Consider the following 23,598-nt stretch of genomic DNA (forward strand, 5'->3'; position numbering starts at 1 on the left):
GCAAAATTTAAACAGGCTCTTAGCTTTTTAGAGTTTATGTTCTATCATAACCCTCTATTTCGGGACAAATCATAAGTTTGCCGCCAGATACTTTTTAATCTCCGCTACCGGAATCCCTCTGCGACGTGCATAGTCCTCCAACTGGTCATTCCCTATTTTACCGACGGCAAAATAACGCGCGGCGGGATGCGCCAGCATCAAACCGCATACGGTGGCGTGAGGACGCATCATTCCATTTTCAGTCAAGGTGATGCCTATTTGTTCCATGTGCAAGAGTTCATTCAACAGAAAATTGACTGACTGGTCGGGCAAGGAAGGATATCCCACAGCAGGACGAATGCCCTGAAACGCCTCTTTCAGTAATTCAGGTATAGTGAGATTTTCATCTTTGGCATATCCCCACGCAACTTTACGTACATATTCGTGCATTTTTTCGGTAGCAGCTTCGGCAATGCGGTCGGCAAGGGTTTGCACTAACATGCGCTTGTAGGGGTCATTTGCGTACAATAGCTCTATGCCTTTATCGCAAGAAGCAGCGAAAATGCCCACAGTATCAGGGATACCCGAAGAAACAGGGCGTACAAAGTCGCTGAGACACAAGAATGGGTTGCCGTCCGGGTGAGGCGTTTGCTGGCGGAGCAAGGGGAAGACGGTATTGTCCAACAATAAATTATCCTCGTCGGAATTGGCCTTGCAAAGGTGGAAGATAACACGTACCCGGAAATCCGCATCCAAGTGATTAAGCATCCGGTTGGCTTCCTTGAACAGCCGCATGGCTTCCGCCGCTTTGTTTCGTTCTTCTTCGGGAAAAGTGGTGAGCCAGGAAGCGCGGCAGGCATCACAGTCGTGAATACCGGCAATTGCGGCAAAGCGCGGCTGGAATCCCCATGCATGGAAAAAGTAAATCCAATTAATGTAAGGGGCGACATCGTGAATAGCGTACACCAACACTTTCGTCATAAATCAAAACGCAGTTCTTCGCCCCGGTACGTATCGTCCACTTGTCCGTCACCGTATATCAGATGACCGTTTGCAAAAGTCTTTTCCACCTTCCACTGGAAAGTGTGTCCTTCAAGCGGACTCCAGCCGCATTTGCTGAGAATGTCATTAGCATTCACTTCCCACGGCTCATTATGGCGGACGAGTACAAGGTCGGCCTGATAACCTTCGCGGATATAACCACGTTGGCGGATGCCGAATATCACGGCAGGAGCATGGCACATCCTTTCAACGACTGTTTCGATAGTGAATATACCTTTGTCTACAAGTTCGAGCATACTGACTAATGAGTACTGAATCATGGGCATACCCGACATTGCTTTCAACGCGCCTCCTGCCTTTTCATCAAGCAGGTGAGGAGCGTGGTCGGTAGCAATCACATCGATAATTCCGATACTGGCAGCATGACGTAAAGCGTCGCGGTTATTTTTTCTCTTGATTGCAGGATTGCACTTAATACGGGTTCCCAATGTTGCGTAATCCGAAAAGCTAAATAACAGATGTCCTACACAAGCCTCAGACGTAATACGTTTCTCCGCTAAAGGCGCATCACTGAGTAGTTGCAATTCGCGGGCGGTAGAAACATGAAGCAGGTGCAGTCGTGATCCAGCTATAGTAGCCATGCGGACTGCAAGTTCGGACGATTCGTAGCAGGCCGTTACGGAGCGTATGGTTGGGTGTTTGTCAATAGGAATATCCGGTTCATTGCGGTATTTTTCTTTGTTAACCTTGGTATTCTGATTAATAATATCCTGGTTTTCGCAATGCGCGGCAATCAGCATATCCGTTCCATCGAAAATATTCAGCAGGCTGTTGGTCTTATCCACCAGCATATTACCTGTACTGGAACCCATGAAAAGCTTGATACCGCATACACGGTGTTTGTCTAATTTTCCAAATTCGGTATAATTCTCGTTAGTGGCGCCGAAATAGCAGGAGTGGTTGACGATGCACTTCTTGTTCAGTAAGTCAAACTTCTCTTCCAATGCGCTGAGTGTGGTAGTCTGCGGATTAGTGTTAGGCATGTCCATAATGGACGTGACACCTCCTGCGGCGGCAGCCCGGCTTTCGGTCAGGATATCGGCTTTGCGCGTCAGCCCCGGTTCGCGGAAATGTACGTGGTCGTCTATGATGCCCGGCAACAAGTAACATCCGGTGGCATCTATTACTTCATCGCAGGGAGTGGATGGTTCATTTTTAGCAGATGGTTCATTCTTATAAATAAGAACTTCGGCAATGCGCCCGTCTTCAATCACAACAGAACCACACTGGGAATGTCCTTCGTTTACTATTGTGGCGTTATGTATCAGTGTTCTTTTCATCTTACTTAATTGCTCTTTTTCGGATACTTGTGAAACCAGCTGTGTATTTTCAGCTTAATGACCCCGAATACAGCTTCTCCGAAGATACTGCTGTTCATTTTAGAAGTTCCTAATTCGCGATTAATGAAAATCACCGGTACTTCTACTATATTGAAACCACATTGGTAAGCGGTGAATTTCATCTCAATCTGGAATGCGTAACCCTTGAAGCGGACACCGTCCAGGTTAATTGTTTCCAGTACTTGCCGGCGGTAACATTTGAATCCGGCAGTGGTGTCGTGTACCGGTAGTCCGGTAATAAGGCGTACGTATTTGGATGCGAAGTAGGACATTAATACACGTCCCATCGGCCAATTCACTACATTGACACCGCTGACATAACGTGAACCGATTGCTACATCAGCTCCCTCTTCGGCACATGCTTTGTATAACTTGGGAAGGTCAGTGGGGTTATGGCTGAAATCGGCGTCCATTTCAAAAATATAGTTGTAATTATGTTGCAGCGCCCATTTGAAGCCTGCGATGTATGCAGTGCCTAAGCCCAACTTGCCTTTACGCTCTATCATGAACAGTCGTTCGGGAAATTCCTGCTGTAAAGTCTTGACGATGGCGGCAGTACCGTCAGGCGATCCGTCTTCAATAATGAGGATATGGAATACTTTTTCCAAAGCGAAAACAGCGCGGATAATGCTCTGAATGTTTTCCCGTTCGTTGTATGTGGGAATAATAACGATGCTGTCCGATGTCTGCATATTCATAAATAAGAGAGTTCTGATTAGTGGAACAAAGTTAAGTGTTTTCTATCACATACGAATAAAACTAAGGATTATTTAGTAATTTTGCAGCCATTATGATGACAATCACTGATTTACAACAAAAATATGCCGCTCATCCCAATGTGGAAGCGATAAGTAGTTTATTAAAAAGATCGTCTGTTCGCACCTTGTATTGTGGAGGTTTGTCCGCATCCGCCGCTTCGCTTTTTTCGTCCGTACTGGTACAGCGTGGAGAGTTTCCTTTTGTTTTTATTCTGGGCGATTTGGAGGAAGCCGGATATTTCTATCATGACCTTACGCAGGTGTTGGGGACGGAGAAGGTGTTGTTCTTTCCATCTTCGTTCAGGCGCGCCATTAAATATGGGCAGAAAGATGCGGCGAATGAAATTCTCCGTACCGAAGTACTGAGCCGTTTGCAAAAAGGAGAAGAAGGACTTTGTGTGGTGACTTATCCCGATGCGTTGGCTGAGAAAGTAGTCTCCCGCAAAGAATTGGAAGATAAAACGTTGAAACTGCATTCCGGAGAGAACGTGGATACGAATTTCATCATGGAAGTATTGCGTAGCTATGGTTTTGAGTATGTGGATTATGTCTATGAGCCGGGACAATATGCTGTGCGCGGCAGTATTATTGATGTCTTTTCTTTTTCTTCGGAATTTCCCTATCGCATAGACTTTTTTGGCAATGAAGTAGAAAGTATCCGCACCTTTGAGGTAGAAACCCAGCTTTCGAGAGAAAAGAAGGAGAGCGTAGTGATTGTGCCTGATTTGAGCCGTAGCTTGGAACAAGGCGGTACGAATGTTATGGTTTCGCTTCTGGATTTCTTGCCGGAAGATACCATATTGGCAATGCGTGATTTCCTTTGGTTGCGCGAACGTATTCAGACGGTACACGATGAGTCGCTTACCTTGCAGGCCATTGCAGCCCGTGAGGCAGAAGAAAACGGTCATATATCTTTGGAAGGAAAATTGATTGATGGCGGAGAATTTACCTTGCGTGCACTCGACTTCCGCCGTATGGAGTTCGGCAATAAACCTACCGGTACGCCGGATGCTACCGTCACTTTCAATACGACCGCCCAGCCCATCTTCCATAAAAACTTTGATATGGTGGCGGAGTCGTTTAAAGAGTATATTTCCCTCGGTTATACCTTATATATATGTAGCGATAGCATGAAGCAGACAGATCGTATCTGTGCTATCTTTGACGATCGCGGAGACGATATATCTTTCACGGCTGTAGAGCGTACCCTGCATGAGGGATTTGCCGATAATACGTTGCGTCTCTGTGTCTTCACCGACCACCAGTTGTTCGACCGCTTCCATAAATACAACTTGAAGAGCGATAAAGCCCGTAGCGGAAAAGTGGCTCTGAGTCTGAAGGAACTCAATCAATTTAAACCAGGTGATTATGTGGTGCATACCGACCATGGTGTAGGGCGTTTTGCCGGACTGGTGCGTATCCCCAATGGTGACACCACCCAGGAAGTGATGAAGCTGGTTTATCAGAATGAAGACGTCGTGTTTGTTTCCATTCACTCGCTGCACAAAGTCTCCAAATATAAGGGGAAAGATGGTGAAGCACCACGTCTGAACAAACTGGGTACAGGCGCTTGGGAGAAGCTGAAAGACCGTACCAAATCAAAGATAAAGGATATTGCCCGCGACCTTATCAGGCTTTATTCCCAGCGTCGCGAAGAAAAAGGGTTCCAGTACAGTCCGGACAGTTTCCTGCAACGCGAATTGGAGGCATCTTTTATTTATGAGGATACTCCCGACCAGAGTAAAGCCACAGCCGATGTGAAAACGGATATGGAAAGCGCTCGCCCTATGGACCGTCTGGTATGTGGAGATGTAGGTTTCGGCAAGACGGAAGTTGCCATCCGTGCTGCCTTTAAGGCCGTGGCAGATAATAAACAAGTAGCCGTGCTGGTGCCCACTACCGTATTGGCTTACCAGCATTTCCAGACTTTCCGTGAACGGTTGAAAGAACTTCCCTGCCGGGTGGACTATCTGAGCCGTGCCCGTACCGCTGCACAGGCAAAGGCCGTAGTGAAAGCGCTTGCGGACGGTGATGTGAATATCCTCATCGGTACTCATCGTATTCTTGGTAAAGATGTGAAGTTTAAGGATTTAGGTCTACTCATTATTGATGAAGAACAGAAGTTCGGTGTTGGCGTAAAAGAGAAACTACGTCAGATAAAGGTGAATGTGGATACTTTGACCATGACCGCCACTCCTATTCCCCGAACCTTGCAGTTCTCGCTGCTTGGTGCGCGCGACCTTTCGGTGATACAGACTCCTCCGCCCAACCGTTATCCCATTCAGACGGAAGTGCACACTTTTAATGAAGAAGTTATTGCCGACGCTATCAACTTTGAGATGAGTCGCAACGGACAAGTCTTCTTCGTCAACAACCGTATAGCGAATCTCATAGAGTTGAAGATGATGATAGAACGTCATATTCCTGATTGCCGTGTTGCTATCGGTCATGGTCAGATGGAACCCGCAAATTTGGAAAAGATAATATTGGATTTTGTAAATTATGACTATGATGTACTGCTTGCCACCACTATTATAGAGAGTGGTATAGATATTCCAAATACCAATACCATCATCATCAATCAGGCTCAGAACTTTGGTTTGAGTGATTTGCACCAGATGCGTGGTCGCGTGGGGCGCAGCAATAAGAAGGCATTCTGTTACTTGCTTGCTCCTCCTTTATCCTCGCTCACTCCGGAGGCAAAACGTCGCTTGCAGGCTATTGAGAATTTCTCCGATCTCGGCAGTGGCATCCATATCGCTATGCAAGACCTTGATATCCGTGGCGCAGGCAATATGCTGGGTGCGGAACAAAGCGGCTTTATTGCCGACTTGGGTTATGAAACCTATCAGAAGATACTCACCGAAGCCGTTCATGAACTGAAAACGGATGAATTTGCCGAACTCTATGCCGAAGAGCTGAAGGGAGACGGTACCATCAGTGGAGAGCAGTTTGTAGATGAATGCCAGATAGAGAGTGACTTGGAACTTCTGCTTCCTGCAACTTATGTAACGGGTAGCAGTGAACGTATGCTTCTTTACCGCGAATTGGACAGTCTGGTGCTGGACAGGGATGTAGAAGCTTTCCGCACCCGTCTGGAAGACCGCTTCGGACCTATTCCTCCGGAAACGGAAGAACTATTGCGCATTGTTCCCCTTCGCCGTCTGGCGGCACGTATGGGTGTAGAGAAGGTTTTCCTGAAAGGCGGACGCATGTCGCTGTTCTTTGTTTCCAATCCGGATAGCCCGTATTATCAGAGTCAGGCATTCGGTAAAGTCATTGCGTATATGATGAAATACACGCGTCGTTGCGATTTGCGCGAGCAGAATAACAGGCGTTCCATGCTGGTGAAAGATGTCCGGACGGTAGAGGAAGCGGTATATGTGCTGCAAGAGGTGATTCTGATGGAGGCCGGGGAGTGATTGTTACATCAGTTTCTTATTGATTCGTTTAAATTAGAAGTTTAATATATAAGTCTTTCTATCTTTGTCTCAACAAGAAATTAAATACATGTATGGCTGCAAAATTATATAAGCCACAAGACAGCGAAGCATCGCAAGTTAATGAGCCAATGGCTGTTTATCAACGGACAGCCGCTGAGATTAATTCTTGTGCCTTATCTGAGACTGAATTGAACATTATATTACGCTCGAAAGAAGAATATAAACAAGGAGAATATTATACGCAAAAGGAAGTTGATAAGATGATAGAACAATGGCTAAGCTAAAATATGTATCGAGCTACATCACTACCAACCACACGATGTTTCCCATGTGAATATTTTAGAATATATTATAGCATTCATGATAAACACATTTTGGTTGAGGGTATTTTTGATATGCGTCAAGCTCCGGCAAAAGCACCCTTCCAATAGTTTATAAACCAAAATCAAACAAGTCCTTATCTTATCGCCCGAATTGTATCGCAAATCCTAAATTAAAGAATGTGATATTGCTCTTGAACCAATTGTGGTTCACCCCATCGTCATATCCGTCCGGATTGTAGAGCCGGGCATCGGGATTGTTAACCCAGTCTGCCATGAGTATATCGCCCCGGAAGATGCCTGATACTTTCCCGGTAATACGGAATTCATAACCCATACTGAATGACAGCCCGAAATACCCTTTCTGGAAAAGATATCCGTATCGGTCGCCTCGTCGGTACGTCCTCTCTTGATAGTTCATATAACCAATGCCGAATCCGAAGAATGCACCTTTGTCTCCGTCACTCCACAGATAGCGAAGAGTGGCTGCGGGGCGTACATAGTGAACATGCACTTTGTCAGGTAGATCGGCAATTCGCAGGTAGTCGTATTGAGCGCCCAGCGCAAAGTATGGGGTGAGGTAGTAGCGCCCTTCCAACATCAGGTCGTATCCTGCGCGGTCGCCGTTTTTGTTGAAGAACTCGTTGCGGTTTCCTTCTACGAGCGGTAGTGTCACTCCGCCACCTACTGCTATACTATAGGTTTGTGGTAAATGGTCTTGTGCTTGCAGAGCTATGCCTGCATAGCTTAGTAAGACGGTTAATAATAGTTGTTTCATCATTACTTATCAGATATTTATCGTTTTACATATAGTTTATCAATCAGGTCCTGTCGTCCTATGCGGCGCAGCTCGTTGATGATGTTTTTCCGTTCTTCGGGCTTATACCAGAAGAAGAACTGGCGTTGTGCCAGCTTTTCGCGTGGGGTCTTAGCACTGAATACGGGTTCGAGCGTATAGGGATGATAGCCGGTGTACCACGTTTCGGTGGCTACGGTCATGGGAGTAGGAGTGAAGTCCTGCACTTGTTCCAGATGGAAGTCCAGGCGTTTGGTGATGACGGCAAGTTCGGCCATATCTTCTTCCTTGCAGCCGGGATGGCTGGAGATGAAATAGGGGATGAGCTGTTGCCGCAGCCCTTCTTCTGTATTAATGCGGTCGAATATCTTTTTAAATTCCAGGAATTGGCTGAATGGCGGCTTGCGCATGATGCCCAGTACGCGGTCACTGGTGTGTTCCGGGGCAACTTTGAGGCGACCGCTGACGTGGCGGGCTATTAGCTCGCGGGTGTATTCCTGCGTGCTTTTGTTGGTGGCAGGGTCTTTACTCTGATGCAACAACAGGTCGTATCTTACACCGCTTCCGATAAAGCTTTTCTTCATGCCGGGCAGGGTATCTACTGCATGATAGATATCCAGCAGCGGACGATGGTCGGTATCCAGGTTCGGGCATACTTTGGGATGGATGCACGACGGGCGTTTGCATTTCTTGCAGACGGTTTCGTCGCGTCCTTTCATCCGGTACATATTAGCGGAGGGGCCACCGAGGTCACTCAGGTATCCTTTAAAGTCAGGCAGTTCCATGACTTCCTTCACTTCTTTAAGAATACTCTCCTTGCTGCGGCTTACGATAAACTTTCCCTGATGTGCCGAGATAGTACAGAATGCACAACCTCCGAAGCATCCGCGGTGGATATTGACTGAGAACTTAATCATATCGTATGCCGGAATGCGCTTGCCTTTATATTTGGGGTGGGGCAGCCGAGTATAGGGAAGGTCGAAAGAACGGTCCAGTTCTTCTTCTGTCAAAGGAGGGTAGGGCGGGTTGACGACTACCGTCATGTTATCCACCTCTTGTGTGATGCGGGAGGCGGCATATTTATTGCTTTCTTCTTCAATATGGCGGAAGTTGGCTGCCTGTTTCTTTTTATCTTTCAGGCATTCGGAGTGTGAGAAGAGGAGGATATCTCCTTCTGTTGCGACGAAATCCGCTGTCTTGCATGAGTAGGCAGTTTGGGGAATGGTGGTTAGTGATAAGTGGTTATCACTGAACATTGACTGCTTATCACTGAATCTTTTTACTAATTCCACTACCGGCTTTTCTCCCATCCCATAAATCAGCAAGTCTGCTCCGCTTTCTATAAGGATGCTTTTCATTACCCTGTCCTGCCAGTAATCATAATGTGATACCCGGCGCATGCTTGCTTCAATACCGCCCAGTACAACGGGAACATCAGGATATATTTCCTTCAGGATACGGGTGTACACAATCGAAGGATATTCCGGTCGCATGTCCGGTCGGGCATCCGGTGTATAGGCATCGTCACTGCGCAGTCGCTTGTTGGCTGTATATCTATTTACCATTGAGTCCATGCACCCGGGGCTGATGCCGAAGAACAGACGTGGGCGTCCTAACTTCTTAAAGTCACGCAAATCATCTCGCCAATTGGGTTGAGGTACAATAGCCACGCGCAGCCCTTCTGTTTCGAGGATACGTCCTATGACGGCAGCTCCGAAGGAGGGGTGGTCTACGTAGGCATCACCGCTGAACAAGATGACGTCCAGTTCGTCCCATCCGCGCAATTCCACTTCTTTCTTGGTGGTAGGTAGCCAGTCGGTCAGTTGATGTTCTTTCATGGGTAAACTTACATAAAGTCATTTATATTTTATATCTGTTGAATAAAGAAAGCTGTTTCTCTTTAGAAGAAAGATAAAAATGGGTTATAACTTTACATTTATTTTATGCGAAAGGAATCTAAAAAATTGATAACATCCGGGTGATTAGCTTCATCCTTGTGTCGAAGGAGAACCCTAAGAGTGTACAAGGTATGTTTAGTGTAAAATAGCCGGCAAAGGAATGTTCGGTGCTCACCTCTATTATCTAATCCGGTATAAGTAAAAGCTATGCCTTCCGGATTCCCTTTCAATTCTTCCTCTTTTAGAAATTTACCTTCTGGTGTGATATGTACCACCATGTGGATCATTTCTTTTCGAATATCGTTTTTTTGTTCTGTGGGTATTTCTTCCGGCATTTGATCTGGATAATAATGTGTTTCACTTATTGTATATGCTTCTATTGGAGATATACTTCTTTCTATTATCACTTTTTTTAGCCCTTCAAACTGTCCATCTTCTTCCTGTTTTTTGGGCGCTTTTCCGTAAACGTCTGTGCAATATTCGATATTTTCTTTCGGAGAATATATTTTTTGAGTCTCAGGGGTGAAAAGAAAATTCATTGTATAGCTAAGGCTATCGTTACTGAAACTTTTGATTTGATCGGCATAAAGGTTTATATTGAAGTTCTGCATGAATTTTATCACATCAACATTGAATTTATCTTCTTCTTTGCATATAACTTCTATTGTATAAATCTTCTTCTTGCCATTCCCTATGAAAAAGCGGATATATTCCCCATTATTACTTTGCAGTGAATAAGCATTTAATAAAATTCTTCCTCTTGTCATAGTGCTCTTATCAATGAGCTGTAACCCTTGACTATGAAGTTTGAGGGTGATGAGTTCTGCTTCTTTGCTTTGAACTATACTGTCAGTCGAATCAGAAAAATCCCATACACTGATTCTGTATAATTTGTTTGGATGTTCCTTTTCGTTTACTATATTTTCAAAGTTGTAATAAGTTCCTTCTCCTTCATGTAGTGTGCTGACTGTAGGGGGTTGGTAAAAGGAAGCACTAAATCCTAATTTATCCATTTTGATGGAGTGCCATTCTGGAGTGTCTTGTGCATTTAAAGGATTGGTAACGAGTATTATAAAAGTTTGAAGAAAAAAATAAAACTGTTTCATCTTTTTGTGTATTAGTCTGGCACATATCATTAGATAGTCTATTGCATTTTAAATTGCAACCTCATCTGTTCTCCGTCATAAATCTCGCGGAAACCGATTTGTTGTTCGGCAAGATACTCTTTCAAGTCATTGAAAGCGGCGGCATCGTCCATGATTATTTCCAGCTTCTCACCCGGCGCGGCTTTGTACATGGCTTTCACGGCCGGGATGAGCGGGCTGTAATGCTGTTGGTGACAAGTGTCGATTGTTTTCATTTTCTCACTCTTCTATAGTTTCCTGACTGGAAAGCCATTCCAGATAGAGCTTGATGAGTTGTTGTAATCCGAAGGCTTTCATATTATTATGGTATATCACATCAATGCAGAGGTCTAACAAGTCCTTGCTATCTTCTTCTTGTGATGCAATGAGGGAGCGAATGTTCAGTTTCAACTTATCCAATACGGATTCGTCTACAATGCCGTTGCTGTCGATGAGATGGCGGAAAAGTCCGTATTTCTCAATGGTTGCCAGATTTTCTTCGGATATCTCTAAACAACGGGTGCCGCTGGGGTTTGCTTGTATGGTGTACATGGCCTATTCTATATTTAAGGGTTTATACTCTAAGGACAAAGATAAGTGTTTTTTTAATTGGGCATAACGAAAAGAGTGAAAAACCTTAGTTCCCCACTCTTCTTTATTTCTATTTGGCGAATATCTATAGCGGAATGTATTCTACAAATGCTTCCATCGCTTCATAAGATGCTAATCCTAAACTGTCATACAATGCAGCAGTGCCACGGTTACGGTCTTCGCTGCGTTGCCAGAACAGACGCTCGTCGTTGCCCATGAACGGTGCGCTTTCCATCTGTGACTGGTGTTTCAGGATTGAGTTGCGTTTGGTGCGCAGTTCTTCGGGGCTGATGGGTACAGCCATTTCGATGTTCTCAATTTCCCATTCCGCCCATGCGCCGCGGTACATCCAGATGCGGCAGTCTTTCAGCCATTTTGCGCCTTCTTCTTTTTCCAGGTCAACCGCTGCAAACACGGCGTCGGTGCAGACACGGTGTGTACCATGCGGGTCAGCAAGGTCACCGGCAACGAAAATCTGGTGAGGCTTTACTTCACGCAGCAGGTTGCGAACGATTTCTACGTCAGCCTCGGTCAACGGACCTTTTTGAATTCTGCCGGTTTCATAGAATGGCAGGTCGAGGAAGTGGCAGTGGCTTAACGGAATGTTATTGTACGTACAAGCGGTACGCGCTTCACCACGGCGAATCAGCCCCTTAATAGTCAGAATATCGCGCGTATCAATGTCACCGTCTTTTTTCTCTTTCAGGAACTTGCGTATTTCTGTGTACTTGTCGGTAATCACCTGGTCTTCGCTGTTATTGAAGAGTTGGTTGAAACCATTGATGAAATGCAGGAAACGAATTACTTCTTCGTCGCCGACGGCTATGTTGCCGGAGGTTTCATAAGCCACGTGTACATCGTGCTTCTGTTCTACCAGGCGGCGGAGAGTTCCTCCCATGGAGATAACGTCGTCGTCCGGGTGCGGAGAGAATATAATGACACGTTTCGGATACGGTTTGGCACGCTCGGGGCGATAGGTGTCGTCGGCATTCGGTTTACCGCCGGGCCAGCCGGTGATTGTGTGTTGCAAGTCATTGAATATCTTGATGTTCACATTGTATGCCGAACCGTACAACGCCAGCAGTTCGCTTAATCCGTTTTCATTATAATCCTTGTTAGTAAGTTTCAGGATTGGTTTGCCGGTTATCTGGCACAACCATACGATAGCGGTACGAATCAGCTTGTCGTCCCATTCGCAAGAGGTTACCAGCCACGGATGATGAATACGCGTCAGGTTGCCGGCGGCGGAAAGGTCGATAACGACGTGGGCATTGTTGTGGGTTTGCAGGAACGAAGCGGGAATCGTATCGGTTACCGGGCCTTCCACACATTCTTTTACCATTTTAGCCTTGTCCTCACCCCATGCCATCAGATAGATTTTTTTGGCTGACAGGATAGTGGAAACACCCATAGTGATAGAACTGATAGGCGTGCTTTCGGTGCTTCCGAACATTTTGGAGGCTTCGTTGCGCGAGTCGTTGTCCAATAAGATTAGACGGGTGGTAGAGTTCAGACGCGAACCGGGTTCATTGAAACCGATATTACCTACGCGTCCTATACCTAATAATACGGCATCCAAACCGCCGAAACTTTCAATACGCTGTTCGTACAGGCGGCAGTATTCAAAGATGGTATCTTTGGGAATGGTGCCGTCCGGACTGAAAATGTTCTGTTTGTCTATATCGACGTGGTTAAGGAACATTTCATTCAGAGCGTTTAAATTGCTGTTGATAGCGTCCTTCGCCAATGGATAATATTCGTATAGATTGAATATGATGACATTACGAAAGCTCAAACCTTCTTCCTTATGCATACGGATGAGGGCTGAAAATACGTTGCGGGGAGAATTACCGCCCGGTAACGCCAATACGCAGAAACGTCCGGCTTTCTGTTTGTCGCGAATCAATTGTGCTATTTCGCAGGCAATGTAATTGGCGCCTTCTTCAGCAGATTCGTAAATGTCGGTTGGGATATCTTCCAATCGGGTCAGTACTGACCTTTCGAATGCATTCTCAGGCCTGTAATACCTGGGGGAGACTCTGTTGAGAGTGATTTGAGAACTAAGATTGGTTTTCATAAATAAATTTGGTGTTAATAAATTGATGGGGGCGTGTATTCCTTAGAAAATTAACAAATATGCGAAAAACAATGTTCACTCACATTAGTGCAGGGGGTTGTTTCTCGAAATTAAGGAGTATTTCCGCCTTACCGTTTCCGGGTACAAATGTAGCTACTTTTTGGCAACCAAGCACTTACTGCTTTGGGTATTTTTTCTAAAAAGACTAAAAAATGATAGTTTAACGGTGTGTATGATTAACAAGAGTAATCACTTTGTCACTTTGTATTTTAAGTTGGCTGAGAATGCGTTATTTCCGCCCGGATGCCCGCATGACCGGAAATACGCGAGCGAAAATCAGTAAGTGCCAGGCTGATAGTGAGATATCGAAATACTTACATTTATTCCAGAACAAAATGCCTCCTGAAAAGTCAGATATAAGGGAAAAACCGGACAGGATAAGTCAACTACTTACAGGTAACAATTCAATTACTTATAGGTAATCAGTAATTTACTTACAGGTAGTTGGTATTTTACTTATGGGTAGTTACTGTTCTACTTATAAGTAGTTGGTGTTTCATCCCTAAGCAGCAGGTTGTTTTTGCATAAATAGCNNATAGCTTGTAAATATGCAATAGTGTACATAAATACTGCATCATTATTCTTTATTTATTCATCAAGTATGCTAAAAGATGAATTTATAAATCAAGGCGTGTTACGAAAAGCGGAATAATACTATCATAATGAATGCAAATGGCTGTTATTTGTTGTCATTTAGATATTTCCGCAAAAACACCCTCGAAGCTGTTTAAAAAGAGTATGAAATGAAGTTGAAAATCTGAAGGATTTGGATTACTTCACGAAGAAGGTCGTAGAAGCTGTATTTCCGGCATCATCTACAGCAGTCAGCGAATGTTTGCCGGAGGCAGGTTGCAGGGAGATTTTGTGGAAATCCTGCGTCTGTGTAAGGTAAGCGCCGTCGAGATGCCAGAAGATAGTAGCTCCGGAGTTGCTATGTGCCAGTTCAATGGTTAGGAAGCCCGGACTTCCGTCCATCTGTTTGGGCAGGGTAATGTGCGCATTGATGGGTGGATAAATAAATTGCATAGGCTGAAGCGCATCCTCTCCGCATCCCGGTTTAAAGGGTGGGAGCGGACTGTATTCGGGATGATGCTGTTTATAGTACCATTCCCATACGGGTGGCAAGGTGAACCATGATTTCTGAATAGTAGGTTCCATATTGGCGCAGCTCTCGTAGATACGGTAGGTTTCGTCGGCAGATAGAGTTGTGAGATGATGATACGGACAAGCCTCCGTCTTTAGTCCCGAAGGAAGAATCAACAGCGTATCGGTTTCCTCGCAGAACCGGCTTTTCAGATGACCGGATTTCCGGCATACTTCGGCTTCTATGAAGATGCCGGCAGGTTGTTCGAACCATGATGAAGAAGGGAGTGTATTGAATATCTCGAACAGCACCGGACCTGCCGTCCGTGCTCCGACAAGCCCGGGTTTGCCTTCTCCCGTAGCGTTTCCTACCCATACGCCTACGGCATACCGGGGAGTGGCACCAACAGCCCAGGCATCACGGAAGCCGTAACTTGTTCCGGTCTTCCAGGCAATGGGGTGCATGGAAGGTATTGATTTCCAGTCTATTTCTTCAGGACGGTTTACTTCTGTCAAAGCATTGAACGTTTGCCATACGGCGCCCGGCTGAAAAACGGAAGAAGAAATCATTTGCTTTCTTTCTTTGCTTTCCTCTTTATCAGAGGTGTAAAGAGTATTAGAAGAGTAAAGATTGTCAGTAGAGTAATGAGTAGAATCATCCGGAGCGGGAAGCAGCAGACTGCAAGTGCCTTGCGGAAGTTGCAGCAGACTTCTGCCCATGTTGGCATATACGTTTGTCACATCCCACAGGGTGGCTTCCGCACCGCCCAGAATAAGAGACAATCCGTAATGGGATGCCGCACGGTTGATTGTTTTCAGTCCTGACAGTTGCAGGAAGCTGTGGAATTTGGGTACTCCGTATTTTTGAAGCATGGTTACAGCCGGAATATTCAGTGAGCGGGCAAGCGCTTCCGATGCCGGTACGGCTCCTTCAAACTGCAAGCTGAAGTTTTGGGGAGTGAATCCGTTGATATTAATCGGAATGTCCGGTAACAGCATGTCCGGCAACAGGCTGCCTTCCTGCAACATGGCATAGTACAGGAAAGGTTTCAGAATGCTTCCCGTGCTTCTGGGAGCCTGGATAACGTCCACCTGGTTCCCGTCTTTTTTACGCTCAAAGTTTACATTGCCGCAGTAAGCCACTGCTTGATTTGTCCGGATGTCGATTACCAGGATTGCCAGGTTTCGTATGTCGCTCCGGTTGAATTCGCTGCTCCAGCGTTCGGCGATGCTTTCTATCTGGGTCTGAATATTTCTGTCGATTGTCGATATGGAGTACGCTCCGTTTCGCTCCTGATAGAAGCGACTGACTAAATGCGGTGCGACTTGCGGTAGCGGATGGGGTTCGTCGGGTAGCGGTTCGCTGATAGCCAGTTCATAAGTTGATTTATCAATAATTTCTTTCCTGTACAGATGTTTCAGAAGTCTGTTCCGCTTATTGAGCAATACGTTGCGTGCTTTAGAAAGGTGAACCATAGCAGGGGCATTCGGAAGTACGGCGAGCATGGCGGCCTCTGCCCACGACAAGTCTTCGGGCGAATGCCCGAAATAGCGCCATGCCGCCGCATCAAGTCCTACCACATTTCCGCCGAATGGGGCGTGGGAAACATACATGGACAGGATGTTTTCTTTTGAAGCGCTGAATTCAAGGCGGGTAGCCATAATCATTTCTATGAATTTCTCTCCATAGGTTCGAGGCTTGTTTCTCGCTAACCGGATGAGTTGCATAGTAAGGGTACTTCCACCGCTTACGATGCGCTTGTTGCGTACGTTCCGGTAGGCGGCTTTGCCTATTGAGAAAGGATTGACTCCCCAATGATAATAAAAGTACCGGTCTTCAAACTCCACTAAGCACTGTTTGATTTTCTCCGGAGTAGTGCTGCGTGGTGGGAAACGCCATTGACCGTCGGAGGCGATGCGTGCGCCCAGTAACTCTCCGTTGCGGTCGGCGACAACGGTAGAGTAGGGGACATGGAACAGTTGGCTCGGAAGGCAAAAGATATAAGCAATCGCCAGAAAAGTAATAATAACAAGTATTACTTTTCTGGTGATTGATAGTTGTTTGAAGCAGTTGATTATTTTGGTTGCCATTCTATTTTCATGACTATCTCTATTAGCTTCGCTGACAGATTATTTGATATCTTTTACGAAGGTACTTATGTACCACTCTCACCTACCACCCCGCCCTTCGGGCACTAACCCCCTCCGGCTCCCCCGTTATCGGGGGAGAGCAACCTCCCGGGAGGAGGGGAATAGAGATAGTCTTGATTATCAATAGAGATAGTTCACTATATACAGACAAGATGCGAAACTTCAATTATTTACGTTTAAACAGTACCCTATTTACTTACAATCGTCCTTCCTGCCGTTGTCCGTGCCTGTGCCGTGGCGTCATACATGGCTTCGCATTGTATGGCAGGCAGTACAAAAGTACCTGAATAGGTAGCTTGCAGTCTCACAGTGAACTTCTTCAGTTCGCTGCGTCTCAGGTCGAAGTAAGTAAGCACGCGGTCGTCGCGAATATCCTGATAGGTACAGTTACTTATGAACCTTTCGTTATAAATCTCCCATCCCGACGGTATGATATACGTTAAAGCCAGATTACTGTAGTCGGTAGTCCCGCTGGTATTGCCTACGGTGATGACTGCCAAGAAATCTGTTCCTTGCTTTATATCATCTACGGATATCGTAGCGCCTTCCATATCCGTATATTTCACGTCCAGACGGATATTGTTCGCCATAGCAGGCAGAGTATCATTGAGCAACTGCGTGCGTATAATGAGATCCATGCTTAATGCCCCCTTGCCCTGATTTGTTACACTTACCTCTCCCGAATTGGGTGACGTGGACAGTTTCTTCTCAAATACTGCTTTGGCAGACTTCACATCAGGCTGTTGCTTTCCGTTCCATGTCCACTTAAACTCTAAAGACCCTGAGAGCTTTTCGGCCAAACGTCCCATCGCCATCAGTGAGAAAGCTGTGGATTGCGTACTGAACCAATTCTCATTCGTCAGATTCTGTGAAACTTTCTTAGCTTGTTGCAGGGTGGCTTGCTCCCTGTTATTCATTAAAAGAAGCGTTTCCAGTATCATGGCTTCGTCACGGTCGAATGAGCCGTAGATGTAGTTCTGCGAAGAGTAGGGGGTAACGGTTGTTTCCGCATTGAACACCAATTCTTCGGCAGTTTTCGTCTTGCCCGTCAGCGCATAAGCCGCAGCCAGTCTCCACTTGGCTTGCAGAGATAACCCAGGTTGCTCTTTCATCCTGTTCATAGCTCCCTGTTCCGGAGCGCCTGCCAATGCCAGCGTGTATAACCTGTATGCCTGTTGCAATCCCGATTGCCAGTACGTCCAACTATTGTTTGACTCCGGCATCCGCCAGTTTTGTGCGGCGGCGCGCTGGAATTGCTTCCATTTGTTCAGTACATTCTGGTTGACTGCGTACCCTTTCTCCTGCGCCAGTACCAGGAACATGCCTGCGTACGAACTAATCCATTCGTCGGCAACTGCGTTCCCCGGCCAGTAAACGAAGCCTCCATTAGGTAGCTGGCGACCGTAGATTTGACGGATGCCTTCCTGTATATTGGCTTTTATCTTTTCCGCTTCTTGGCTGTCCATAGCCTTGAACTGACCGACGAACAACAATGGCAACGCTTTGGAAGTCAACTGTTCCGTGCAGTGGTGCTGGTAATTATACAGATAGTCGAACCGGCGGGTAATGTCTACCGACGGTATGCGTGAAACCTCCAACTGTATGTGGCTGTTCTCAGCAGATGCGTTCTGCAAGGTGTACGGAATGGTTACGCTCTTTCCGCTTTCCACCCATTGACCGGTACGTAAAGTAACTGTCGGGTTCGGATTCCGGACTTCGATTTCAATCGTTTCTTTGGTCTGCTTGCCATCGCCCTCGGCTGTCAGGTTAACGGTTACTTTTCCGGTTTGGTTGCCGGTCTTTATTTTGAAGTAGACAAGCTGGTCACCCGGTTGGGCAAAGGAAACGGATTGTTGTGCATTTCCAACCAACTGTACGCCGCCGCCGGAAGTCCGGATAGATACCTTTACGTTCTTCACTTCTTTCTCCATAGCGAATACATTCACCGGAACATTGATTTCCTCCTGCGTGCTAAGTACTCGCGGAAGTGTGGACAACAGCATCAACGGAGTCCGTACAAAGGAAGTCTTCTCCGCTTTTCCGTAAGCGCCGTCCTGTCCGGCTACTACCATCGTACGCACAGAACCTACATACATCGGCAGTTGCAGCGCATGTGTTTTCTGTTTCCCTTTGTCCAGATAGAAGGGGCCGATGAACTTGACTACCGGCTTGAAACGATTCGCTTTTGCGTCGGCAGGTTTCATCGTTTCGTCGCCACCTGTACTGAACAGGGAGCTGTAACGTCCGGAAGTTGCTCCCAGTACGTCGTCGTACATATCCCAGGTACGGATACCTAATGCCTCACGGGCGTAGAAATCATTCCACGGGTCGGGTGTCTTGAAGTTGGTCAGGTCAAGCAGTCCGTCGTCTACAATAGCCAACGTATAGGTCATTGGTTTACCGTTCTTTTCGCTGACCGTGATATTGAATCCTGTCTCGGGACGTAATACTTCCGGCATATTGATTTGCGGTTGCAGTATGGTTTGTTTATTGGTAACCATCACGGGGACAATTCCGTACATACGTATCGGCAAGTCGTTTACCGTCTGCGCATGAGGTTGCAGCAGGCTGACGTGCAGGTAAACATTCGGAGCCATTTCCGGTGTTACTTTGAAGGAATATTTTGTATCTCCCTTATCGGACACCTCTATCCATTCCCGTTGCAATACGTTAGAACCGTTTTCGAGAGAAACCAGTGCGCGCCCTCCTGCGGCAGCCGGGATAATGGCTGTTGCTGTTTCTCCGATTTCATAAGATTCCTTATCCAATGTGAAAGAAAGCATTTTGATGCCGCTGGGGTCAGTCTTATCGGAACGTCCGTACCAGGCGGGCCAATCTATGTAGACAGTCCCGCCGGTGGCATGACCGCTGTCCCTGTCTTTCACGTAAACCAGATAACGTCCCCAGTCGGGATAATTAACCCGGAACTTGAAAGTAGCTTTTCCGCCTGTAGTCTGTATATTTCCGCTGGCTACGGGAGTAATGGAGCTGCTGTTGATGTAAGTACCGAAAGTTTCACTCCGGTTTTCCCACCACCAGCTCCAGCTGACGCGGTAAATCTTGTATTCCAGATTGGTACGATTTACCAATTCTCCCTTCGCATTTACCGTAACGAGGTCGAATACATGGTCTTTGTCCGTCTCTATGTATCTCCCTTTCGGTTGGTTCAGGTTGATACCTACATAGGATGAGAACGGGGATAGTGGAATGCTCTGGGTGTAGATACTGGCATCCCCTCCCGGTTCGAACACACGGGCGGTCAATGTTGCATTCAGCATCCCGGGAGCATTCGTGACGGGTAATTTCAGCATAAAGTTTGTTTTTCCTTCTGCATCGAGTGTCCCCTCGAACACGTCATTCTTAACCGTAGTAAATTCGCTTGCCGGGTTGTTGAAAATGTATTGGCTGTAGTTCTTGAATTGCGTGTTGACTTTTGACAAGGACATCTCTACCTTCGTTTTCAGTCGTGAAGCGATGGCTCCTGTCAGCCACGAGGAAGACAGGGTAACCGGTACTTCCTTCTCCGAAGCCTGAATGATATCCTTCGGTAGCTTTATATTGATTTTCAGACGGTTTGGCTTTATGGTTTCAATGCGCAATCCTTTGCGGAAGGTGGAACCGCCTACTTTGACGTATGCGTTCCACAGCCCGGTCGGGTCTTCCGCCTGCGTTGCTACATTGAATGTATAGAACCCGTTTACGCCTTGCGTGGATATCATCTTGGTGTAGAACTGCCCCATCGGATTATAAAGTTCCAGCGCTACGGGGTGCTTGTCCGGTATTCTCTTCTCCCGGTCTTCCAGAACGAAGGCTATGTGCAGCGTATCGCCCGGCCTCCAGACGCCTCTTTCACCATATACAAACCCTTTCAGTCCTTTCTGAACATCTTTTCCGCCTACATCGAAACGGCTGACCGATTGTTCTTCACCGTCCGCCACACGGATATATGCTTTCTGCTTGTCCGCTTCGGCAACTACAATGAGAGGAACGCCTTGCGGAGTAATTTCCGCAAAGCCTTCACCATTCGTTTCTCCGGTTCCGATGGGTTGCAACTGGAAGTTATAGACAGTTACCTTAGCTTGCCCTATCGGTTGGGTATCCAGAATATTGCTGACAGCAATCCAAAGCTTGTTCATTGAATTCCGTTTCACAATCATACCGATGTTCGAGGCAAATACGTTGCAGGAAGCTACCAGGTCGGAATTCATATAATACGAAGGGTCGCAAGGATTGTTACGCTCTTGCCAATTGTATAGCCTCCAATCCATCTTTGTGCTTCCGGTATAATAAAAGTAACCTTGGGGGATATCCCATTCGGCTTCATTCTCTTCGGAAAGTACATTCCCGCTGACCTTTGTCAAGCCTTCCGGAGTTGCATTTTTTGCGAATTGCACATTCCGTTCTCCTCCTCCGCTGCAAGGATAGGCTGAATATTCCTGGCGGAAAGAAAGTACGATGCGATAGATGGCTCCCGGTTCCTGACGGATAAGTCCGGCAAGGTCTATTGAGTAGTCTTCCCATTTGTGGACATCCTTCGTATTGTCTTCGCCTAACCATAAGGTTTTCCGGTAAACCAACCGTCCCGAACGGCGCAGTTCCTGGGCGGATGAAAGCGTATTGGTTTGCATGAACATCAGTACGTTGTTCTCAAAAATGCGGATAACGTCTAAATCTACCGCATAGAGGTTGACTGCCCGGAATGGGATAATCAGGCTTTTGGAGTTGGGCAAAATGGCGGCGGAAGTAGTTATTTCCACCTGAGGTTTCAGGTTTACTTCGCTGAATGAGATGGAATGGGAAGCGCCGAGTGATTTGTCTTTGCTGCTTTTCACTCCTTCGTGTATCTTGAGTGTGAGCTTGCTTAGCTGGTTGGCTTCAAAATAGATATATACTCTATTGTCTTTTACCTGAAATACGGAAGTCGATACTTCGGGTATTTCAATCAATCCTTTCAAATCCTGTGTTGTAGATACAGGTTCGGAAAATACGACTTCTATTCCGTTTTCAGGTTCATCAACGCGCTGGGCCGAAAGGAAGCGGAATATATTTCGGGCAGGGATTAACACGCTTTCAGTCACTGTATGGTTGATGCCTGCCGGACTGCCGTCGGCTTTTATTTCCAATTGATAATCTTCGTCTTCCCGCGTGATGTTATTTATTTCGAAGTTATAGCGTGCCGGATTGTCGGTCGATGTGATGTCGACCGGATAACTTTGTCCTTTTCCGTTTCCGACTGAAAGCATTTTATCTACGACTTCTTTCTTGGTCGCATCACTGAAGAATATTTCTCCTTTCACAGTTGCTTGTTCCGGCTGAGTGCCGGCATCAGTCTGTATCAGCGGGGCGATTTGCAATACGAAGTTAGGTTCCTGTACACGGAAAGAGAATTTGAACTCTTTCGATTGATTGTCCGTTTCTACAAAAGTCCCTAATTTGAAGGTGGCTTCATAGAACTGTCCGGGTTTCAGTTGTCCCTCTTCGGGAGCAAATTCAATGGTGTTGTTATTGACCCAATATGCCTTACCTTTCAGGGAAGGTGAAAATTTGAACGGGTTGTCTTGCAGTTCATTATTCAAATCCACCACGGTCTGGTCCTGGGTCAGTTCAATGCGGATGGTTGAAGTTTGCGAAATAACCCCTCCTGTATATGCATTTACGTATGAAGCATACTCGGCAGGGGGAATAATGTCCTTCTGGGTTTTCGCACAAGAAGAAAATAACGCGACGGTCAGCAACAGGGGAAATAGCCTGTTAGCTATACTGTGTAAGTTTTTGATACGTTCCATATATGAGATATTAAATTGTCTGCTCTTATCTATTATTTATCACCTGTCAACCGAAAAAGAGTCGGCATCCTTCCATGCCGGGAATTTGTTTCTGAATTCTCTCAAAGCCGAAAGGTCGAGAGTAGCGGTGGCGATTCCTTCTTCATTATCGGGTACGTCAGCCAGCAGTTGTCCTTTGGGTGAATAAATCACACTGCCGCCATTATAAGAATTCTGGTCGCCATCAGTGCCAATCCGGTTCACGCCACATACGTAACTGATATTTTCGAGCGCGCGCGCCTGTAGCAAGACATCCCATACCCGGCGTCGGGGGACTGCCCAATTGGCTACATATATCAGAAGGTCGTATTCGTTGTTTACGTTACGGCTCCACACCGGGAAGCGCAGGTCGTAACAGACGAGTAGAAGAATGTTCCATCCCCGGTATGAAATGACGGGACGCCGGTTGCCCGCCGTGAAATATTCCGTCTCGTTTCCCATACGGAAGAGATGGCGTTTATCATAATAATAAGTTTCTCCTTCGGGAGTGAGGAAAAAAGCGCGGTTATAGTATGTCTTGTCTTTTCCCCGAACGGTATCTTTGTCGCAGGCAATGTAACTGCCTGCTATGGCTAACCGGAATTCCGCAGCCCATTGTCGCAAGAGCGTGATTGTTTCTCCCGATGCAGGCTCAGCCAAGCGTTGGGTGTCCATGGTGAATCCCGTAGAGAAGGTTTCGGGCAAAACAACAACCTCTGTCGCTCCGCGAAGCGTTTCCAGTTTCTTGCGGAGCCGGCGGAGATTTTCTTGTTTATCTTCCCAAACGATGTCTGTCTGTAATAGGGTTACGCGCATAATGTTATTATTATATACTGAAGTTTCGTAAGTTACTTGTATGTTAATGAAGTATGTCTATTGATAATCAGGATTATCTCTATTGACAATCAAAACTATCTCTATATGATTTCAAAACTATCTTTATTGATAATCAGGATTATCTCTATTGACAATCAGAACTATCTCTATTGATAATCAGGATTATCTCTATTGACAATCAAAACTATCTCTATTGATAATCAAAACTATCTCTATTGATAATCAGGATTATCTCTATTGACAATCAAAACTATCTCTATTCTCCTCCTCCTGGG

General features: G+C 46.2%; 14 protein-coding genes. 2 read left to right on the top strand and 12 right to left on the bottom strand.

Features of this window, described 5'->3' with window-relative positions; all coding sequences use genetic code 11:
- Positions 1–69: 69 nt before the first annotated feature.
- From B2Z67_RS00200 to B2Z67_RS00210, 3 genes are read right to left on the bottom strand one after another with little or no spacing between them, the layout of a single operon-like run.
- Positions 70–960 (bottom strand): vitamin B12 dependent-methionine synthase activation domain-containing protein, encoded by an 891-nt coding sequence (locus B2Z67_RS00200; RefSeq protein WP_291527796.1) that lies wholly within the window; start codon positions 958–960, stop codon positions 70–72.
- A complete protein-coding gene (locus tag B2Z67_RS00205) occupies positions 957–2,321 on the bottom strand; it encodes a dihydroorotase (protein WP_291527797.1) in 1,365 nt (454 codons plus the stop codon). Before B2Z67_RS00205 ends, B2Z67_RS00200 begins: the two co-directional genes overlap by 4 nt.
- Before the next feature lie 5 nt (positions 2,322–2,326).
- Complete coding sequence (locus tag B2Z67_RS00210; protein WP_291527821.1) at positions 2,327–3,073, bottom strand: polyprenol monophosphomannose synthase; 747 nt, start codon at positions 3,071–3,073, stop codon at positions 2,327–2,329.
- Positions 3,074–3,174: 101 nt separating this feature from the next.
- Here B2Z67_RS00210 and mfd point away from each other — a divergent pair, with 101 nt between their 5' ends.
- Both mfd and B2Z67_RS00220 read left to right on the top strand, forming a co-directional pair.
- Positions 3,175–6,561 (top strand): transcription-repair coupling factor, encoded by a 3,387-nt coding sequence (gene mfd, locus B2Z67_RS00215; protein ID WP_291527822.1) that lies wholly within the window; start codon positions 3,175–3,177, stop codon positions 6,559–6,561.
- 92 nt (positions 6,562–6,653) lie between these two features.
- Positions 6,654–6,866 (top strand): hypothetical protein, encoded by a 213-nt coding sequence (locus B2Z67_RS00220; protein ID WP_291527798.1) that lies wholly within the window; start codon positions 6,654–6,656, stop codon positions 6,864–6,866.
- A gap of 178 nt (positions 6,867–7,044) precedes the next feature.
- Here B2Z67_RS00220 and B2Z67_RS00225 read toward each other — a convergent pair whose 3' ends face one another.
- The 9 genes from B2Z67_RS00225 to B2Z67_RS00265 all read right to left on the bottom strand — a co-directional run bounded on the left by B2Z67_RS00225 (position 7,045) and on the right by B2Z67_RS00265 (position 23,302).
- Positions 7,045–7,680 carry a hypothetical protein gene (locus B2Z67_RS00225; protein WP_414630761.1) on the bottom strand — a complete coding sequence of 212 codons (636 nt, stop codon included), beginning with the start codon at positions 7,678–7,680 and terminating at the stop codon, positions 7,045–7,047.
- A 17-nt stretch (positions 7,681–7,697) separates the two neighbouring features.
- Entirely contained in the window at positions 7,698–9,536 is a 1,839-nt protein-coding gene (locus B2Z67_RS00230) for a YgiQ family radical SAM protein (protein ID WP_291527800.1), read from the bottom strand.
- 98 nt (positions 9,537–9,634) lie between these two features.
- Positions 9,635–10,702 carry a hypothetical protein gene (locus tag B2Z67_RS00235; protein WP_291527801.1) on the bottom strand — a complete coding sequence of 356 codons (1,068 nt, stop codon included), beginning with the start codon at positions 10,700–10,702 and terminating at the stop codon, positions 9,635–9,637.
- Positions 10,703–10,740: 38 nt separating this feature from the next.
- The gene (locus B2Z67_RS00240; protein ID WP_291527802.1) at positions 10,741–10,956 is read right to left on the bottom strand and encodes a sulfurtransferase TusA family protein; all 216 of its coding nucleotides are present in this window, start codon (positions 10,954–10,956) and stop codon (positions 10,741–10,743) included.
- Between the two features lie 4 nt (positions 10,957–10,960).
- The gene (locus B2Z67_RS00245; RefSeq protein WP_291527803.1) at positions 10,961–11,272 is read right to left on the bottom strand and encodes a hypothetical protein; all 312 of its coding nucleotides are present in this window, start codon (positions 11,270–11,272) and stop codon (positions 10,961–10,963) included.
- 124 nt (positions 11,273–11,396) lie between these two features.
- Positions 11,397–13,388 carry a glucosamine-6-phosphate deaminase gene (locus tag B2Z67_RS00250; protein WP_291527804.1) on the bottom strand — a complete coding sequence of 664 codons (1,992 nt, stop codon included), beginning with the start codon at positions 13,386–13,388 and terminating at the stop codon, positions 11,397–11,399.
- An 831-nt stretch (positions 13,389–14,219) separates the two neighbouring features.
- The gene (gene pbpC / locus B2Z67_RS00255) at positions 14,220–16,622 is read right to left on the bottom strand and encodes a penicillin-binding protein 1C (protein WP_291527805.1); all 2,403 of its coding nucleotides are present in this window, start codon (positions 16,620–16,622) and stop codon (positions 14,220–14,222) included.
- A gap of 248 nt (positions 16,623–16,870) precedes the next feature.
- Positions 16,871–22,468: an alpha-2-macroglobulin family protein gene (locus B2Z67_RS00260; protein WP_291527806.1), complete on the bottom strand. Its 5,598-nt coding sequence runs from the start codon at positions 22,466–22,468 to the stop codon at positions 16,871–16,873.
- A 39-nt stretch (positions 22,469–22,507) separates the two neighbouring features.
- Entirely contained in the window at positions 22,508–23,302 is a 795-nt protein-coding gene (locus B2Z67_RS00265) for an amidohydrolase (protein ID WP_291527807.1), read from the bottom strand.
- Positions 23,303–23,598 lie beyond the last annotated feature (296 nt).

Source organism: Bacteroides sp. UBA939, from assembly GCF_002293435.1.
Classification (GTDB): Bacteria; Bacteroidota; Bacteroidia; order Bacteroidales; family Bacteroidaceae; genus Bacteroides.

Excerpts from the sequence above, each read along its gene's own strand:
- B2Z67_RS00225 (WP_414630761.1), bottom strand. The coding sequence starts at position 7,680 with ATGAAACAACTATTATTAACCGTCTTACTAAGCTATGCAGGCATAGCT.
- B2Z67_RS00240 (WP_291527802.1), bottom strand. The coding sequence starts at position 10,956 with ATGAAAACAATCGACACTTGTCACCAACAGCATTACAGCCCGCTCATC.
- B2Z67_RS00200 (WP_291527796.1), bottom strand. The coding sequence starts at position 960 with ATGACGAAAGTGTTGGTGTACGCTATTCACGATGTCGCCCCTTACATT.
- B2Z67_RS00235 (WP_291527801.1), bottom strand. The coding sequence starts at position 10,702 with ATGAAACAGTTTTATTTTTTTCTTCAAACTTTTATAATACTCGTTACC.
- B2Z67_RS00250 (WP_291527804.1), bottom strand. The coding sequence starts at position 13,388 with ATGAAAACCAATCTTAGTTCTCAAATCACTCTCAACAGAGTCTCCCCC.
- B2Z67_RS00205 (WP_291527797.1), bottom strand. The coding sequence starts at position 2,321 with ATGAAAAGAACACTGATACATAACGCCACAATAGTAAACGAAGGACAT.
- B2Z67_RS00210 (WP_291527821.1), bottom strand. The coding sequence starts at position 3,073 with ATGCAGACATCGGACAGCATCGTTATTATTCCCACATACAACGAACGG.
- B2Z67_RS00245 (WP_291527803.1), bottom strand. The coding sequence starts at position 11,272 with ATGTACACCATACAAGCAAACCCCAGCGGCACCCGTTGTTTAGAGATA.
- mfd (WP_291527822.1), top strand. The coding sequence starts at position 3,175 with ATGACAATCACTGATTTACAACAAAAATATGCCGCTCATCCCAATGTG.
- pbpC (WP_291527805.1), bottom strand. The coding sequence starts at position 16,622 with ATGGCAACCAAAATAATCAACTGCTTCAAACAACTATCAATCACCAGA.
- B2Z67_RS00265 (WP_291527807.1), bottom strand. The coding sequence starts at position 23,302 with ATGCGCGTAACCCTATTACAGACAGACATCGTTTGGGAAGATAAACAA.
- B2Z67_RS00230 (WP_291527800.1), bottom strand. The coding sequence starts at position 9,536 with ATGAAAGAACATCAACTGACCGACTGGCTACCTACCACCAAGAAAGAA.
- B2Z67_RS00260 (WP_291527806.1), bottom strand. The coding sequence starts at position 22,468 with ATGGAACGTATCAAAAACTTACACAGTATAGCTAACAGGCTATTTCCC.
- B2Z67_RS00220 (WP_291527798.1), top strand. The coding sequence starts at position 6,654 with ATGGCTGCAAAATTATATAAGCCACAAGACAGCGAAGCATCGCAAGTT.